Source organism: Aeromonas sp. MR19 (assembly GCF_963899305.1).
Taxonomy (GTDB): domain Bacteria; phylum Pseudomonadota; class Gammaproteobacteria; order Enterobacterales; family Aeromonadaceae; genus Aeromonas; species Aeromonas bestiarum.
The window spans coordinates 18,915-35,142 of sequence record NZ_CAWQWZ010000013.1; the positions used below are offsets into that span (position 1 = coordinate 18,915).

Below are 16,228 nucleotides of genomic sequence, written 5' to 3' on the forward strand. Positions count from 1 at the left end.
AGATATGAAATCCACCTTTATCGCCAGCGTGACGGGTATTATTTCCCATGGCGCTGAATACCAGCGTGCACACGACGGCCGCTTATTATTCGCCATTTTCCCGCATCAATATCCCAAGGGACAGGCTCTGTATTCCACTCTCCTCATTTCATTCCCAGAAGCAGCCAGCGGCTCACTCGCCGCCGGCCGACGGGATACAGATCTGCGGCAGACCCAAGTTAAGGTCCTTGGCTGTCTCGCCAATCCATCCGGGCGGCCAACACGGCCGCACCGACAAAGGCACCTTTCTGACCCATCATTCCCATTTTTCGCATATGCCCTGCCACTCTTGCCGCTTGGCGAAGGGGTTCGCTCGTGTCACATTGTTGCGGCTTGGAAGCAACGAACAACAACACAAGGAGAAAAGGATGAAGCGACTGCTATTGCCGCTGCTGCTGGGCACGGCCCTGTTCCATGGCGAGGCGTACAGCGCCGGCCATCTCTGGGCCAGCACACTGCCCGATTACAGCCAGGGGTATGACGAGCGGCGGGATCCGGCGCAGGATCTGGCCGCCGCAACCACCAAAGCCAGTGCCGAGGGCAAGAAGGTCCTGCTGCTGGTGGGCGGTGAGTGGTGCAGCTGGTGCCAGGAGATGAACCACTTCCTGGACCGGGAGCCAGCCCTTGCCAGCCAGTTCAACCAGACCTTCGTGGTGGTCAAGGTGAACGTCAGCAAGGCGAACAAGAACGAGCCCTTCCTAAAACGCTACCCCGAGTATCTTGGGGTGCCCCACTTCTACGTGCTGGATGCCAAAGGCAAGTTGCTGGAGTCTTTCAACACAGGGCTGCTGGAGAAGGGAAAGAGCTACGACGAGGCGAAATTCGGCAAGTTTATCGCCTTCTTCCAGCCCAAGACGGCCCGCAGCTGACCCGCCAATCGATGCAACCCTGTCATGGATAAGCCCCGACTCACCACACAAGGACGAAGAGATGATACGGATACTGGGCAAGGCCTCGTCAATCAATGTGCGCAAGGTGCTGTGGACCTGCGCCGAGACGGGTCTCCCTTTCGAGCTGGAGGAGTGGGGAACAGGCTTCAAGCCGACGGATACCCCCGAATTCCTGACGATGAACCCGAACGCCATGGTGCCTGTCATTCAGGATGGCGACTTCACATTGTGGGAATCAAATACCATCATCCGCTATCTGGCGGCGCGCTATGGTGAAGCCGCTCTCTATCCAGTCGAGGCACGCGCGAGGGCCATGGTCGATCAATGGATCGATTGGCAAGCATCGGATTTGAACGCCGCCTGGCGCTACGCATTCCTGTCGCTGGTCAGGCATTCGCCCTTGCATCAGGACAGCCGGGCACTCAGCGCGGGATGTGCGGATTGGTCCAGATACATGCAGATCCTGGATCGGCATCTCCAGGCAAGCGGTGCTTATGTGGCTGGGAGCCGCTTCTCGCTCGCGGATATTCCCATCGGCCTGTCGGTCAACCGCTGGCTGGAAACGCCGTTTGAACGTCCATCACTGCCGGCCGTGAGTGACTACTACCAGCGATTGAGTGAGCGGCCCGGCTTTTGCCTGTATGGATGCAACGGGACGCCATGAGGTGAATCGAGCGGGAGGGGGACAACAGCGTTGAGCAGTGCGGGTTGGGCCGGTGTCATGCAGCCCAACCCGCATGCACAATGTCAGACCTGCGCATCCGGCTGCTGCTCCGGGGCGGCCTTGATAAAGGCCTGCAGCTGCTCGCAGTTGGCGACGATGCGGGCAATGGTAGGGTACTCATCCAGGGTCATGTCGTAGCGGCGGGCGTTGTAGACCTGGGGCACCAGCATGCAGTCGGCCAGGGTCACCTCGTTGCCGACGCAATAGACACCTGCCGTGGTCATCAACAAGGGTTCGAGTACCCTGAAGGTCTCGTCAATCCAGTGGCGATACCAGGCATCACGCTGTGCCTTGCCCAGCCCCAGCTCCTGCTCCAGATAGTTGAGCACCCGCAGGTTGTCGAGCGGGTGCGTGTCGCAGGCGATCATGTTGACTATCTGGCGCACCCTGGCTCGCGCCTGGGCGGCCGAGGGCATCAGCGGATAGGCGGGATAGGTCTCGTCGAGGTACTCCATGATGGCAACCGACTGACCGAACTGCACATCCCCGTCGATGAGGAAGGGCACCAGCCCCTGGGGATTGATGCGATGATAGGCCTTCTCGCGCTGCTCGCCCTGCCGCAGGTTGACTGGGTGATGCTCGTAATCGAGCCCCTTGAGCTGCATCACGATCCGCACCCGATAGCTTGCCGATGAACGCCAATATCCAAACAACTGCAACATAATCTGTCCCTGTGTTGGCAGGTGCAAGGGCACCTGCCGTTCACCAGTCGGCCCTGTGCCCGCACTGGCTCCTTCACGTCATCTGGCTGACATCCTGTTGCGTGACTTTTTGCAAAATGGTGCCAAACAGACTCATCCCGTTGCGATCCTGCATCGCGATGGACACTGTATCACCAAAGCGCAGAAAGGGTGTAGTGGCTTGACCTGACTCGATAATTTCCAACATGCGCAGCTCGGCGAGGCAGGAGGATCCGGCACTGCGGTCATAGTTGGAGACTGTCCCAGAGCCTATGATGCAGCCCGCCCCGAGCGGTCGGGTTTTGGCGGCGTGGGCGATCAGCTCGTGGAAGTTGAAGGTCATGTCCACCCCGGCATTGGGGGCACCGAACAGGGCGCCGTTGAGATAAGTTTCCAGCGGCAGATGCACCTTGCCCTCCTGCCAGTCGCTCCCCAGCTCGTCCGGGGTGATGGCCACCGGCGAGAAGGCGCTCGACGGTTTGGACTGGAAGAAGCCAAAGCCCTTGGCAAGCTCGCCCGGGATCAGGTTGCGCAGGCTCACGTCGTTCACCAGCATCAGCAGCTTGACGTGGGCGGCCGCCGCCTGCGGGCTCGTCCCCATGGGTACGTCGTCGGTGATGATGGCCACCTCCGACTCGAAATCGATACCCCACTCCTCGGAACCCATCACTATGGGGCCGCGGGGCGCCAGGAAGCAATCCGAGCCGCCCTGGTAGATCAGGGGATCATGCCAGAAGCTTTCCGGCATCTCGGCGCCACGGGCCTTGCGCACCAGCTCCACATGGTTGACGTAGGCGCTGCCGTCGGCCCACTGGTAGGCACGGGGCAAGGGCGAGAGACATTCACTCTCATCAAACGGGAAGGCATCGGCACAGGTGCCATCGTTGAGGGTCTGATAGGCGGCGGCCAGCTTGGGCTCGGTCTCGGCCCACTCATCGAGGGCCGCCTGCAGGGTGGGGGCGATGGACGCCACCCGCACCGCACGGCTCAAATCCCGACTGACCACTACCAGGGCGCCATCGCGCTTGCCGTTGTTCAAGGTTGCAAGTTTCATAAAAATCCTTATTTGCCGGTGGCAGTCATGAGGTCCGGGCGCTGCCAGCTGCTGACGTAGCGCGGGTTCTCCACCCCTTCGCACAGGCCGCCAATGTTCAGCGCATCGCGGGTATCCAGCATCACGGCCACCTCGTCGGTGAATTTCTTGGCATAGGCCTGCCCCGCCGCAAACGCCTTGGGATGGGGGCCATGGGTGAAACCTGCGGGGTGGAAGGTGACCATGCCCCGCTCGATATTGTCCCGGCTGAAGAAGTCCCCGGCGTGGTAGAAGAGCACCTCGTCGTAGTCGTCATTGCTGTGATAGAAGGGCACCTTGAGGGCGCCGGGATCGCTCTCTATGGGGCGCGGCACGAAGGTGCAGACGACGAACCGGCTCGCCACGAAGGTGGAGTGAGCCGAGGGCGGCAAGTGGTAGCGGTGGCTCATCAGCGGGCGAATGTCACGCCAGTTGAGGCGCACCACGCACAAGTCCCCGTGCCAGCCCAGCGCATCCAGCGGGTTGAAGGGCCAGGTGATGACGGAGACCTGGTTGTGGCGCTTGACCTGCAGCGACCAGGGATTTTCATCCTGCTGGGCCAAAAAGGCCGGGTCTATGGCGGGTACATCCAGCGCCGCCGGATCGAAGATGGCGTGATTGCCCACCAGCCCCTTGTCCGGCAGCTGATAGCTGTCGTTGGTCGCCTCTATCATCAGGATGAACAGGGGCGCAGTGGGTTCGATACGCCACATGGTGCCACGGGGGATCACCACATAGTCGCCGTCCCGCAAGGTCAGGTGGCCGTAGTCGCAGTAGAACTCTCCGCTCCCCTCGTGGATGAACAGCAGCTCGTCGCCGTCGGCGTTGCGCACCAGAAACGGCATCGCCTCCTGCAGGCGCCACATCCGGTAGCGGCAGTGGACATTGTGCAGAATATCCGGCATCACCCAGGGGGAGAGGGAGCTCACCTCCTCCTGCAAACCGTTCAAGTCAAACGCCCTCGGCCGCAGCGGCCCCTCCCAGTTGGTCCAGTCGGTGGGAGCGTGCTTGTGGTGCATGTGGGTGGCGGGGCCGAAGAAACCGGCCCGCCCCAATTCACGCTCGTAGATGGCCTGCTCCGGCAGATCGGCATGAGCCTGGCGGGAGTGGGTCCCCTCCCGATGGGGAAAACTTATCCAGTTACGCATCGCCAAATACCTCGCATGAGTGGAGCACGGTTCGATGAAGTCGGATCCCGTTACGCATCGCTGGGCTCTCCGCTCAAGACGCCACGGCGGATCTGATCCAGTTCAATGGATTCGAACAGTGCCTGGAAGTTGCCCTCGCCGAACCCCTCGTTGCCCTTGCGCTGGATGATCTCGAAGAACACCGGGCCTATGACGGTGTCGGTGAAGATCTGCAACAGGATGCCATCTTTCGTCGGCGAGCCGTCGATCAGGATCCGCAGCGCTTTGAGCGCCTCCAGATCCTCCTGATGGCCCTCGACCCGGCTGTTGACCTTCTCGTAATAGGTGTCCGGCGTCGGCATAAAGCCGGTACCGCGGCCACGCAGGGTACGTATGGTCTGGTAGATGTCGCTGGAGGCCAGGGCTATGTGCTGGATCCCCTCTCCCTTGTACTGGCGCAGGTACTCCTCGATCTGGGACTTGTCGTCGGAGGATTCGTTGATGGGGATCCGAATTTTGCCACAGGGGGCCGTCATGGCACGGGAATGCAGACCGGTCAGCTTGCCTTCGATGTCGAAGTAGCGAATTTCGCGGAAGTTGCCGATCCGCTCATAGAAGTTCGACCAGACATCCATATTGCCGCGCTGGACGTTGTGGGTCAGGTGATCTATCTCGTAAAGCCCGGCATCCACCTCGGCCATGCGCGCCTGCCAGTCCGGGTAGAAGACGAAATCCACGTCATAGATGGAGCCCTTGTCGCCGTAACGGTCGACAAACGACAGCGTGCTCTCGCCTATGCCGTAGATGGCGGGGATGTTGAGCTCCATGGGCCCTATCTTGCCGACGAAGGGCTTGGCGCCCTTGGTGATGGCAAACTGCTGGGCCTTGCCCGCATCGCTCACCCGAAACGCCATGCCGCAGACGCTAGGCCCGTGCAGGCTGGCGAACTGCTCCGCCTGGGAGTGGGGCTCGGCGTTGACCACGAAGTTGATGTCGCCCTGACGGTAGAGCCAGCACTGCTTGTGCTTGTGTTGTGCCACCTCGGCAAAGCCCAGCGAGACAAACAGCGCCTTGAGGGCGGCTATGCCTTTGGCATCCGGCGCCGTGTACTCGACGAATTCGAAACCATCGGTGCCGAGGGGATTGATGGTATGGGAACGGGAAGAGGAAGTGGTCGTCATGATGCGCTCCTTGCAATGTGCTGATGACTGAAAGTGGTTAAAGCGGGTTGACACAGCGGCGCACTGTCAAGCTGGCCACTGCGTCAATCGGTCCATTGTTAACAACTTGTTTCATTAGAAGCAGGTGCGCGACAGAAGAGAAGAGGCGGGTTTCAGATAGTTTCCCCGTCCCCTCGCAAAAAGATGTAAATAGATTGTGACATTGAGGCTGCAGCCTTGCGGATCGCCCCACGGCGACCCGGCAGGCTGTCAGCTTTCCCTTACAGCCGCCACTGTTTGGGCACTATGCAGGGCAAGCGCGCCTGCGCTTTTTGCAGGCGACTCGGGGTGGGATTGATGAGCCAGGCCTGTGCCCCCAGCGCCAGCAGCGGCAGATCGTGCAGGCTGTCGCTCAAGCTGAGTACCGCGGCGATGGCGCGGATCTCGGGCAGGATCTTGTGGCGGCCGTGGCAGTAAAAACGCGGCATCAGACCGCCGCAGCGGTAGTGCATCCGCGAGCCCAGAGTGCGATGGGGCAGCGTGCCGGGCAGTTGTTGATAGAGCTGGGCGCGTACCAGGGCGCGGGGGCTGGCGGAGATCACCCAGCAGCGCTCGTGCACGTCCGCCAGCAAGGCGTGCGCCTCGCGAAACAGGCCGGGTCGGGTGCGGCAGTAAGCCCGCACCAGCTTGCGCCAGCCCAGGGGCGAGAGCCCCAGAGTGATGGCCCACCAGATCAGCGAAATCCCCCGCCTGCGCTGGCTGGGCACAAGGTACACCAGGCCACCCAGCGCGATCACCGGCAGCAATAACAGCGGCCAGAGGCGGCGATGCAATATGTAACGCAGCAGGCCGGCGTGGCTGTCGCCCGGGGCCAGGGTGTCGTCAAAATCCGCCAGGATCCAGCCGCTGGCGGGCACCGGGTTCTCAGGCAGCGCCTGAGCGCCGCTCATTCGCTCAATCCCGCGATGGCGGCATCGAGCTCGGGGGCGAGAAACATCTCACCCTCATCGGGGGGGCAGATAAAATCGAATGCTTCGTCTGCCAGGGGGAAACTCAGGCGCCAGGCGTGCAGGTAGCCGCGATCGGCCGCCGTGCCGCCGTAGCGCTCATCCCCCAGAATGGGCGCCCCTATGCTTTTGAGGGCGACCCGGATCTGGTGGGTCTTGCCGGTCTGGGGCTTGATGCGGTAGAGCCGCAAGCCCTCGCGCACCGGCACAGAGTCGAACCAGCTGATGGCGGGGTTGTCCAGGCTGCGCGCCAGCATCCAGCTGCCGCCACGCCCTTTTTGCATGTCCCCCTTGACCCAGCCCTGCTTCTTCTTGGGCTTGCGATCGGAGAGGGCCAGATACTGCTTGCTCACCTGCCGGTCCGCAAACGCCATGCTGAGCGCCCGGTTCGCCGTCGTGGTACGCGCCAGCAACACCAGCCCGGAGGTCATCTTGTCGAGCCGATGGACGGGATAGAGAACGAGCCCTGTGTCGGCCTTGACCCGACTGACCAGGCCCGGATTGACGAGACCGGACTCGTCGGTCTCGTCGTGCATGCCAAGGCCGGGCCCCTTGTTGATCACCATGAAATCTTTGTGCTGCGCTAGTATCCGGTACATCAATAACCCTTTAGAATCTGTTTCATTACAAGAATATGACCCTCTCAAGGGGTCGCCCCCCATGAACACTCAGAACAAGACTCGCACGGATGAAGAGATGCTTGCTTTGGTTGCTGCTGATTGGCGCCAGTCACGCCATGCCCCTACGGGCCAGCGAATCCCCGCTTGAAGCGCCGGAACATGTGGTGCTCCAGCTGCGCTGGCTGCACCAGCCCCAGTTCGTTGGCTATCACATGGCCAAGGCCAAGGGCTTCTATGCCATGGCCGGACTGGACGTGGAGATAAGGCCGGGTGGCAAGGGCATAAGCCCGGTGGAGGAGGTGCAAAGCGGTCGCGCCGACTTTGGCGTGGGCAACACAGAGGTGCTGACCGCCTATGCCAAGGGCACGCCCTTGCTGGCGCTCGCCTGCGTCTTTCAGCACTCCCCGTCCATCTTCCTGGCCCGCCGTGACAGCGGCATTCTCACCGTTGATGGCATGCGTGGCAAACGGATCATGATGTTTTCCGCCCATCAGGACGCCGAGTTGCTCGCCACCCTTTACTATCAGGGCCTCAATGAACACCAGCTCACCCCGATCCAGACCTCGGTCAATATCGAGGATCTCATCGAGGGCCGGGTCGATATCTTCAACGCCTACCTCAGCAACGAGCCCTTCTATCTGGAAGAGCGCGGCATCCCCGTCTCCGTCATCAACCCGCGCAATTACGGCATCGACTTCTACAGCGACATACTGTTTACCACCCAGGCGCAGGAGCAAGCCCACCCGGACCGGGTGGCGCGTTTTCGCGCCGCCAGTCTCGAGGGGTGGCGCTATGCCCTCGCCCACCCCCAGGAGGCCATAACCCTGCTGCGCAAGGCGTACGGCGTCAACCGCAGTCAGGCCCACATGGAGTACGAGCTGCAGGTGAGCAAGGAGATGATCCAGCCGCTCTATGTGGAGATCGGGTATATGAACCCGGATCGCGTCACCCACATCATGCAGCAGCTGGCCGAGATCGGCCTCATTCCGAAGCCGGTGCCGCTGACCGGCTTTCTCTATCAGGCCCCCTCCGAGCAATGGGTCTTCTGGCGCCCCTGGTTTTTGCTGAGTCTGACGGCTTGCGCGCTGATCCTGCTGCTGGCTGTCTACCTGCTGGTGTGCAACAAGCGCCTCAATCGCGAGATCGCCCTGCGCCAGCAGCGGGAAGAGGAGATATTGCAGCTGGCACGGCGAGATCCCCTCACCGGCCTGCCCAACCGCCTGAGCCTGATGGAGCGGCTGGAGGCGCAGATCATGAGCCCCAGCCCAGGTTGTCTGCTGTTTTGCGATCTCAACAACTTCAAGCAGGTCAACGACGGCTTTGGCCACAGCCACGGGGATGCCATCCTCTGCCAGCTGGCGGAGCGGATCACCCGCAGCCTCAACCACCAGCGCTTCTTCGCCAGGCTGGCCGGTGACGAGTTCGTGCTCTTGCTGCCCGATCAGGATCTGGGCGAAGCCGAGACCATAGCCGAGGTGATCCGGATGGCCATGGCCCAGCCTTTTCAGGTCAACGAGCATCTGCTGGCGGTCGGCATCAGCGTCGGCATCAGCCAATACCAGCCGGGGTGGCGCGCCGAGCAGTGGCTGATCCACGCCGATCGCGCCATGTACAACGACAAGGGGATCGAGCTGGCCCCCGCCAATGCCGGCCAAGGGTCAAGCTCTGCCTGACTGACGGCGTCAGACCCGCTCCAACGCCACAAGGCCACCCCGCGGGGTGGCCTTGTGGTTATCAACATCAAGGACGCAGGCAGGCTTAGCCGAAGGTCTGCCCCAGGGATTTGAGCTGTCTGGCCTTGGTCAGCAGGATCTCGCTCGACTCGTCCACATCCTGCATCTTGTTGCTGTTGGCGTGGGAGTGCTGGGAGATGAGGTTGACGTTCTGGCTGATGTCCTCGACCACCGCCTGTTGCTGCTCCGCCGCCGCCGAGATCTGGGCCGAGAAGTCCATCACCAGCTCGATTTCGGCCAGCACCTGATGCAGGCTGCCGGAGCCCTGCCGGGTCATCTCCACGCAGGCCTGGGTCTGTTGCAGGTTGTTCTGCATCATGCCCTTCCAGCCATTCAGGGTGCGCTGGATCTGGCTGATGCTGCTCTGGATCTGCTCGGTCGCCTTGTGGGTACGGGTCGACAGGGTGCGCACCTCGTCCGCCACCACAGCAAAGCCACGCCCCTGCTCACCCGCCCTGGCCGCTTCGATGGCGGCGTTGAGCGCCAGCAAGTTGGTCTGATCGGCTATGCCCTGGATCTCCCCCATCAAGACCCCGATGCGATCCGATTCGCTGGCCAGCGCCACCGCCGAGGCAAAGGCGTGCTCCGCCTCCGTCGCCAACTCGGTGATCTTGCGTTCCGTGTCGATGAGTTGGCGATCTGTGTGCTGGCAATGGGTCTTGGCCTGGGCTATCTGGCTGTTGGTGTCCTGGATGTTGCGGGCTATCTCCTGCGCCGTGCTCGCCATCTGAGTGATGGCGGCCGCCATCTGCTGGGTCTGGGCATCCTGCTCGGCAATGTCCGAGCTGGCCTCGCTGGAGGCACTCTTCAGGTGCACCGCCAGATCCTGCAGGGCGTGGGTGGCATCATCCACCCGCCCCAGCACGGTCCGGATGCGGGCCTGCAGCAGCTTGATGTGAAAATCGGCGATGGCACTCGGCTCCTGCCCCGAATAGATGAGCCGGGTCAGGCTGTCATACTCCTCAGCCAGTTGCTGCAGGTAACGGGGGGTGGTGATGAGCTCGTGGCGATAGATCAGGCCCAGCAGCACCAGCGGCAGCGCCATATAGAGCGGCGCCCAGGAGCCAAGCTGCACGGCCCCCAGCCAGGCCAGCGCCAGCAGCCCAGCCCCGGCGACCCCGTGGCGCAGCCGTGACAGGGAGAGACGGGGCTGGCGACCCCCTTGTTCGGCGGCGCGCAAGCGGGCATAGGTGCGGGCGGCAATGGCCTTCATCTGCGGATCCGCGCGGCAGCGCACCGACTGGTAACCGTTGACCTTGCCCTGCTCGAAGATAGGGGTGACATAGGCATCCACCCAATAGTAGCGGCCATCCTGGCAGCGGTTCTTCACCATGCCGCGCCACGGCTGGCCCTGCTTGAGCTTGCCCCACAGATCGGCAAACGCCGCCTTGGGCATGTCGGGGTGGCGCACCATGTTGTGGTGCTGGCCGACCAGTTCGGCGCGGCTGTAACCGGCCACCCGGCAGAAATGATCGTTGGCGTAGGTGATCACGCCCTGCAGATCCGTGGTGGAGACCAACTGTTCATCGGCAGGGAAATCCACTTCCTGATCAACAAGATGGGTCTTTTGTTCACGCATGTCGCACTCCCTTCTGAGCCATTGCTCAACAAAGTGTTGGGAAGTGGTCAGACCCTGTAAAGGGCGGCATGAGCAGAGTGTGACAAGGGATACCTAAACAACATTTAGCAGGAAGAGTGGCCGAACATGAGCTAGCGCCCCCGTCAGGTCAGACCATTACTGCCAGGAGAGGTGACTGGTGATGGCCTTGAACAGCACCGGATAATCGTCCTCGAAATGGTGTGAACCGGGCAGGGTCACAGTGGTCACGTTGGGCTGCTGCAACCGGGGGCAGAGCCGCACGGAGGAGTCGTCATCCGCCCCCTGCATGCAGAGCATGGGCAGAGAGTGGATGGCATTGACCTCGGGCTGGGTGGGGTAACTGCCAGCCTTGTCGTGGGTCACCATGTCGCTGACATGGATCTCGAAATCGGAGGCAGTCGAGGGGGAGAGCATCACGGCCCCCACCAGGCTCTCGCGATAGGGCTCGGGCAGCCGGTTGATGACGAAGGGCACTATCTCGGCCCCGAAGGAGAAGCCCACCAGCAGCCAGCGCTGGCGCCCCCAGCGGGACTGGTAATCCGCCAGCACGCGCACCAGATCGGCGGTAATCTGCTGCGGATCCTTCTTCTTCCAGTAGTAGGTGAGCGAGCTCCAGCCCACCACCGGCATGCCGTGCTGCTGAAACTGGGCACTCAGCCCCTTGTCGAGCGCCGCCCAGCCACCATCCCCGCTGAGAAACACCACCATGGGTGCCGCCGAGGCTTGCGCCACCGGCAGCTCCACCAGACCCAGATCCTCTTTCACCGATGCGGCAAAGAGCGGAAATGCACAGCACACCAACAGCAATAACAGGGCTCTCATGGCCGACTCCTATTTCTTTATCAGCCCGAACGGGCCTCGGCTTATCAGGGAAATCAAGTTGGTCAGGGTTCTGGGCAGCACCAGCTTGCCGGTGCAGAGCAGATAACGGGGCTCCCAGCGCGGAGAGAACTTCTCCTTGTAGCGTCTGAGCCCCTGGAAATTGTAGAAACGGCTGCCACGGGTAAAGATGGTGTTGCCAAGCCGGGTCCAGTAACCGCTCAAGGGATGGTCGTTGAAGCCGGACATGGGCGCCATGCCGAGGTTGAAGCTGGCATAGCCCTCGGCCTTGCCCCACAGCAGCAGCTCGACGAACAGAAAGTCCATGATGGGCGCCGTACCCGTGTCCAGGCTGTAGCGCATCAGATCGATGGAGAGGCTCTCCTTGTTGTCGCTGACCCAGAGGTTGGCAAAACCGACTATCTGCCCGCTGTGCCGCACCAGCGCTGCCGGGCTCAGGCTGAGGTAGTCGGGTTCGAAACTGCCGACCGAGAAGCCCTTCTCCTTGCCCTGCTTGCTCTGCAGCCAGGTATCGGAGACCTCCTTCAACCTGGGCAGCAGCGCCGGCAGCTGATCTGCCGCCACCACCTCGAACGACAGCCCCTCCCGCTTGCCCTTGGCATGGCTCTGGCGCAGGTTGCGCAGCCGGCTGCCAGCCAGATCGAAGCCCGGCAGATCGACGATGGCCTCCTCCCCCAGCTTGAACGGGATCAACCCCAGTTCGAGATAGAACGGCAGGTAGCGGGCCGACACCTGATAGAACACCGGGCTGGCATCGTGCTGATCGCACAGCTCGCGAAACTGCCACAGCAGCTCCTCGATAAGCTCGGGCTGGCCGATGGGATCCCCCATCACGATCCAGCCATTCCCCTCAACGCCATACATGAGAAACGCCTCGCCGCCGGGGTGAAACAGCAGCGACTTGTCGCCAAGCTGAGCCAGGTAGCCATGACAGCCCCCCTCGCGCACCACCAGCGCCTGGGCCCGGGCCAGCTCCTCCGGCTCCGGCTTGCGACCCGAGACCCGCAGCGGCGCCAGCAGTTGCGCCACCCCGACCACGGCCAGCACGGCCACCACGCTGCCCATGGCCCGCAGGCCACGGGAGGCGGCGCCATGGGGCGAGAAGTGGAACCAGAGGGCGTGGTCATACTCCACCTGCCGGTAGGAGAAGAGCAGCAGCCAGAGCGCCCCCAGCAGCACGGCGCCCACAGAGATGAGCCAGCCCGGGGTGAACTGGGCGTGGAGCAGGGAGCCCTTGCGATAGAACAGGGCGCGACAGGGGGTGATGATGAGCAAAAACAGCCCGAGCAGCAGGGTAGATTCCCAGTCAAACCCCTTGAGCAGGGAGAAGATCATCCCCAGCGCCAGCAGCAGCTGGGTGATGCGAAACGCGGCATCGTGGCGCCGGTAGAGGCTGCGCGCCAGCAGGATCAACAGCGCGCCGCTGACGCTGCCGAGCACATGGGAGAGCTCCAGCAGGTGCAGCGGCAATACCTGCAAGAGGATCTCGATGCGCCCGCGCATGGTGGGGATCATGCCCGAACAGAGCAGCAGGCTGCCCGCCGCAAAGGCGCCCAGGCTGATCAGCGCCGGCAGGAACTCGCGCACCGCCGCCATTATGCCCTGCAGGCGGCTCCAGCGGGCCCGCTGTTGCAACAGCTCCTGGCTGGTAAACAGCAGCAGGGCACAGAGGAAGGGCAGCACGTAATAGATGCAGCGATAGAGCAGCAGGGAGGCCAGCAGCTTGTCCACCGGCAGATACTTGGCGAGCAGCAGGCTCATGCTCGCCTCGAACACCCCGATCCCGCCGGGCACATGGGCCAGCACCCCGAGGAAGCTGGCCAGCACGAAGGCGCTGAGCAGCACGGGATAGGGGACGCTGTCCGTCGGCAACAGCACATAGAGCACGGCGGCCGCCGCCATCCAGTCCAGCAGCGCCACCAGCAGTTGCAGCAGCCGCGTCCTGAACACAGGCAGCACCAGTTGGTGGCCACGCCAGGTCAGCGCCGGTTTTGGCCAGAACAGGTAGGCCAGCACGGCCAACAGCGCCATTCCCCCCGCCAGATTGAGCAGCCGATCGGCCCACAGCGGCCAGCTCGGCAACAGGGTGGAGGCCTGCCCCACCAGCAAGGCACTGCCACCCCAGGCCAGCAGGCCGAGGAAAAAGGTGACTGAGCAGAAGACGATGACCCGGGCCACCTCCCCGGTGCCGAGCCCGAGCGAAGAGTAGATGCGATAGCGCACCGACGAGCCGGTCAGCAGGGCAAACCCCAGGGTATTGGAGAAGGTGTAGGCGATGAAGGAGGTGACCCCCACCTGCTGCCAGGGCAGGCGCTTGCCGAGGGCATGCACCGCCAGCATGTCATAGCAGCAGAGACAGGCATAGCTGAGCAGCGTCAGCAACAGGGCCCCGCCCAGCAGCGGTATCGGCAAGGACCAGATGGCCAGCCGGATATCGTGCCAGTGCCAGAGATGAGTCAGACGATAGAGGACGGCCAGTGCCGCCCCCAACAACAACAAGCTACATAACGGGCCTAACCAGGTGAACAGATGACGCCGCATTGCCAATTCCTACCGACGCGGATCATGGCTGCCCGCATCATGTTGCTGAAAACTGCCGCCAGCGACGGGGAATGCCCCGTGCCTTGACCTTTGATTGACCATGTTGCGAGCCCGCGACCGGCATATGGCACATGCAATATGTGCCCTGCCCCGTCACGCGAACCCGGCTTGTCATGACATCCCACTTTATATCGACTTTTTTGGAAAAGACGAGCCTTGGCAGAAGAATAAATTACTCAGTCGCAGGCAGATTAATTCGCCTGCAATAAGGTGGCTTGCTCCCCGTGAATCACACCGCCTTCACTGGCGAATAAATAACCAGCAGGCTCATCATACACGCGGTCCAACAAACGACCAGCAGGAATACACATCAGCCAGACAACAGCCATGGCCCGGCAATCCCCAAATAAAACGGGGAGCCAGGCTCCCCTTTTTATCATTGGCTCATTATTGAACCGTTCGACACTGGCTGAACATATCCAGCTGCTTGTCATATACCGCCGTATTTACATCCCAGATCCCCAGCATGGACGAGAATAAGTTGTCATGAGAGTAGCGAGTGCTGGCCGCATGTTGCTGCAGGCAATCGAGATTGACCCCCTTGTCCCGGGAGAAACCGGGCGACATCCACACCTGCATAGGCACCCGGGTCTGATCGTCCGGAGCAAATTTGTAGGGCGTGCCGTGCAGATAGAGACCCAGAGCTCCCAATGATTCCCCATGGTCCGAAATATAGACCAGCACAGTATTGTACTTGTCTTCGTATTTCTTCAGCTTGTCGATCATGCTGGCGACCACGTAATCGGTATAACGTATGGTGTTGTCGTAAGTATTTTCCAGCTCCTGATCGCTGCAATTCTCGATATCGCTGCGCTGGCAGTCCGGCAGGAAATGGCGATGGGAACCCGGATAGCGTTTGTAATAGGTAGGCCCATGGCTGCCAATCAGATGGAAACCCACCAGCTTGTCCCCTTTCATGGCGGCCAGTTCATCGTCCAGCCCCTCCAGCACCACTTCGTCATAGCAGGTGTTCTTGTCACAGAATTTGGGGTGATCCTGCGGCTTCACCACCATGTTGGGCACCCGATCACAGACCCCCTTGCAACCGCCGTCGTTTTCTTTCCAGAAGATGGAGATGCCGCTCTTTTGCAGCACATCCAGCAAGCCTTCGCTGTTGCGTGCCACATTGCCATCAAACTCGTTGCGCCCCATGTTGGAGAACATGCAGGGCACAGAGACCGCCGTCGCCGTGCCGCAGGAGCGCACATCCTTGAAGGAGATGATCCCCGCCTGCTTGCTGGTGAAGGGATTGGTCTCCTTGTGATAGCCGTTCATGGAGAAGTTCTTGCCGCGGGCCGTCTCCCCCACCACCAGGAACATCATGGTCGGCCTGTCGGCCTTGCTCACCCGTTTGGCATCATCCCCCATGCGCTTGAAGGGGATGGGTTCGGCCAGATAGCGCTTGTAGAGGTATTTGGTGGTGCTGTACATGTAGTTGGCCGGGACTATCTCCCGATTCAGGGTCTGGTTGTTGCGACCGACCGAGGCATAATCCTGATAATAAGCCGCGGCTATCAGCCCCAATACCAGCAGGGATACCAGCATGGAGAGTCCCCGTTGCAGCAGACCCTGATACCACTTCGCCGGATACTCAATCTTGATGAAAAACAGCAGCACGGCGGGCAAGACCCCGGCCAGCAGCACCCAGCTGACGAGAGGCATGCTCAGGTAGGAGTGAGCCTCGCTCTGGTTGGTTTCAAAGATGTTCTGGATCATGTCGCCATCAAACAGCACCCGATATTTCATCATGGTGTAGCTGGCGATGGCCCCCGTGATAAACAGGAAGGCAAAGAAAGGCTTGATGAAATAGCGTACGGAAAAGGGCATGAATACAAAGTTCAGGGCCGCAACCAATACGACGGGAATGGAAATGGCAAACCCGAGCTTGACGTGTTCAAGTTGGGTCAATATTTCATAGAAATGCAGCAAAACTGACCAGTTGAGCAGAAAGGCAAAGAGGAATGCCAACAGAAAAACAAATGGAACAATTCTTATTTTAAGAAAAGAAGGCATGTATATCTCCCTATTACACTTCTTTATTACACCTTTAAAACACTTATTCATGTTGGTGTTTAAATATTTGGCGCCTTTATTACACCGTTAAAATACTTATTCATGTTGGTGTTTAAATATTT

14 protein-coding genes are annotated in these 16,228 nt (G+C 61.1%); 3 read left to right on the forward strand and 11 right to left on the reverse strand.

Annotated features, from left to right (window positions below; translation table 11 throughout):
- Nucleotides 1-407 precede the first annotated feature (407 nt).
- Nucleotides 408-908: a thioredoxin family protein gene (locus tag AACQ95_RS11925; protein ID WP_241280977.1), complete on the forward strand. Its 501-nt coding sequence runs from the start codon at nucleotides 408-410 to the stop codon at nucleotides 906-908.
- A gap of 61 nt (nucleotides 909-969) precedes the next feature.
- Complete coding sequence (locus AACQ95_RS11930) at nucleotides 970-1,593, forward strand: glutathione S-transferase family protein (protein ID WP_241280978.1); 624 nt, start codon at nucleotides 970-972, stop codon at nucleotides 1,591-1,593.
- Between the two features lie 83 nt (nucleotides 1,594-1,676).
- Here the strand turns inward: AACQ95_RS11930 and maiA are convergent, their stop codons facing one another.
- The 6 genes from maiA to AACQ95_RS11960 form a co-directional block, all read right to left on the reverse strand.
- Nucleotides 1,677-2,315, reverse strand: coding sequence for a maleylacetoacetate isomerase (gene maiA / locus AACQ95_RS11935; RefSeq protein ID WP_052159089.1), 639 nt, complete (start codon nucleotides 2,313-2,315; stop codon nucleotides 1,677-1,679).
- A 73-nt stretch (nucleotides 2,316-2,388) separates the two neighbouring features.
- Nucleotides 2,389-3,387 carry a fumarylacetoacetate hydrolase family protein gene (locus tag AACQ95_RS11940; RefSeq protein WP_241280979.1) on the reverse strand — a complete coding sequence of 333 codons (999 nt, stop codon included), beginning with the start codon at nucleotides 3,385-3,387 and terminating at the stop codon, nucleotides 2,389-2,391.
- Between the two features lie 8 nt (nucleotides 3,388-3,395).
- Nucleotides 3,396-4,553 (reverse strand): homogentisate 1,2-dioxygenase, encoded by a 1,158-nt coding sequence (locus AACQ95_RS11945; protein ID WP_241280980.1) that lies wholly within the window; start codon nucleotides 4,551-4,553, stop codon nucleotides 3,396-3,398.
- 50 nt (nucleotides 4,554-4,603) lie between these two features.
- Nucleotides 4,604-5,713: a 4-hydroxyphenylpyruvate dioxygenase gene (hppD, locus tag AACQ95_RS11950; protein ID WP_043556469.1), complete on the reverse strand. Its 1,110-nt coding sequence runs from the start codon at nucleotides 5,711-5,713 to the stop codon at nucleotides 4,604-4,606.
- 260 nt (nucleotides 5,714-5,973) lie between these two features.
- Entirely contained in the window at nucleotides 5,974-6,642 is a 669-nt protein-coding gene (locus AACQ95_RS11955; RefSeq protein WP_241280981.1) for an HAD family hydrolase, read from the reverse strand.
- Nucleotides 6,639-7,298 carry a TIGR01621 family pseudouridine synthase gene (locus tag AACQ95_RS11960; RefSeq protein ID WP_241280982.1) on the reverse strand — a complete coding sequence of 220 codons (660 nt, stop codon included), beginning with the start codon at nucleotides 7,296-7,298 and terminating at the stop codon, nucleotides 6,639-6,641. Before AACQ95_RS11960 ends, AACQ95_RS11955 begins: the two co-directional genes overlap by 4 nt.
- Before the next feature lie 89 nt (nucleotides 7,299-7,387).
- Between AACQ95_RS11960 and AACQ95_RS11965 the strand changes: the two genes are divergently transcribed.
- Nucleotides 7,388-8,992 (forward strand): GGDEF domain-containing protein, encoded by a 1,605-nt coding sequence (locus AACQ95_RS11965; RefSeq protein WP_241280983.1) that lies wholly within the window; start codon nucleotides 7,388-7,390, stop codon nucleotides 8,990-8,992.
- An 85-nt stretch (nucleotides 8,993-9,077) separates the two neighbouring features.
- On the opposite strand, the gene AACQ95_RS11970 is transcribed toward AACQ95_RS11965, so the two are convergent.
- The 5 genes from AACQ95_RS11970 to AACQ95_RS11990 all read right to left on the reverse strand — a co-directional run bounded on the left by AACQ95_RS11970 (nucleotide 9,078) and on the right by AACQ95_RS11990 (nucleotide 16,106).
- Nucleotides 9,078-10,631 (reverse strand): methyl-accepting chemotaxis protein, encoded by a 1,554-nt coding sequence (locus tag AACQ95_RS11970; RefSeq protein WP_241280984.1) that lies wholly within the window; start codon nucleotides 10,629-10,631, stop codon nucleotides 9,078-9,080.
- A 156-nt stretch (nucleotides 10,632-10,787) separates the two neighbouring features.
- Entirely contained in the window at nucleotides 10,788-11,474 is a 687-nt protein-coding gene (locus tag AACQ95_RS11975; RefSeq protein ID WP_241280985.1) for a virulence factor, read from the reverse strand.
- Nucleotides 11,475-11,483: 9 nt separating this feature from the next.
- The gene (gene mprF / locus AACQ95_RS11980) at nucleotides 11,484-14,033 is read right to left on the reverse strand and encodes a bifunctional lysylphosphatidylglycerol flippase/synthetase MprF (RefSeq protein ID WP_241280986.1); all 2,550 of its coding nucleotides are present in this window, start codon (nucleotides 14,031-14,033) and stop codon (nucleotides 11,484-11,486) included.
- A gap of 251 nt (nucleotides 14,034-14,284) precedes the next feature.
- The gene (locus AACQ95_RS11985; RefSeq protein WP_157774625.1) at nucleotides 14,285-14,422 is read right to left on the reverse strand and encodes a hypothetical protein; all 138 of its coding nucleotides are present in this window, start codon (nucleotides 14,420-14,422) and stop codon (nucleotides 14,285-14,287) included.
- Nucleotides 14,423-14,480: 58 nt separating this feature from the next.
- Entirely contained in the window at nucleotides 14,481-16,106 is a 1,626-nt protein-coding gene (locus tag AACQ95_RS11990) for an MCR-3-related phosphoethanolamine--lipid A transferase (protein ID WP_241280987.1), read from the reverse strand.
- Between the last annotated feature and the right edge of the window lie 122 nt (nucleotides 16,107-16,228).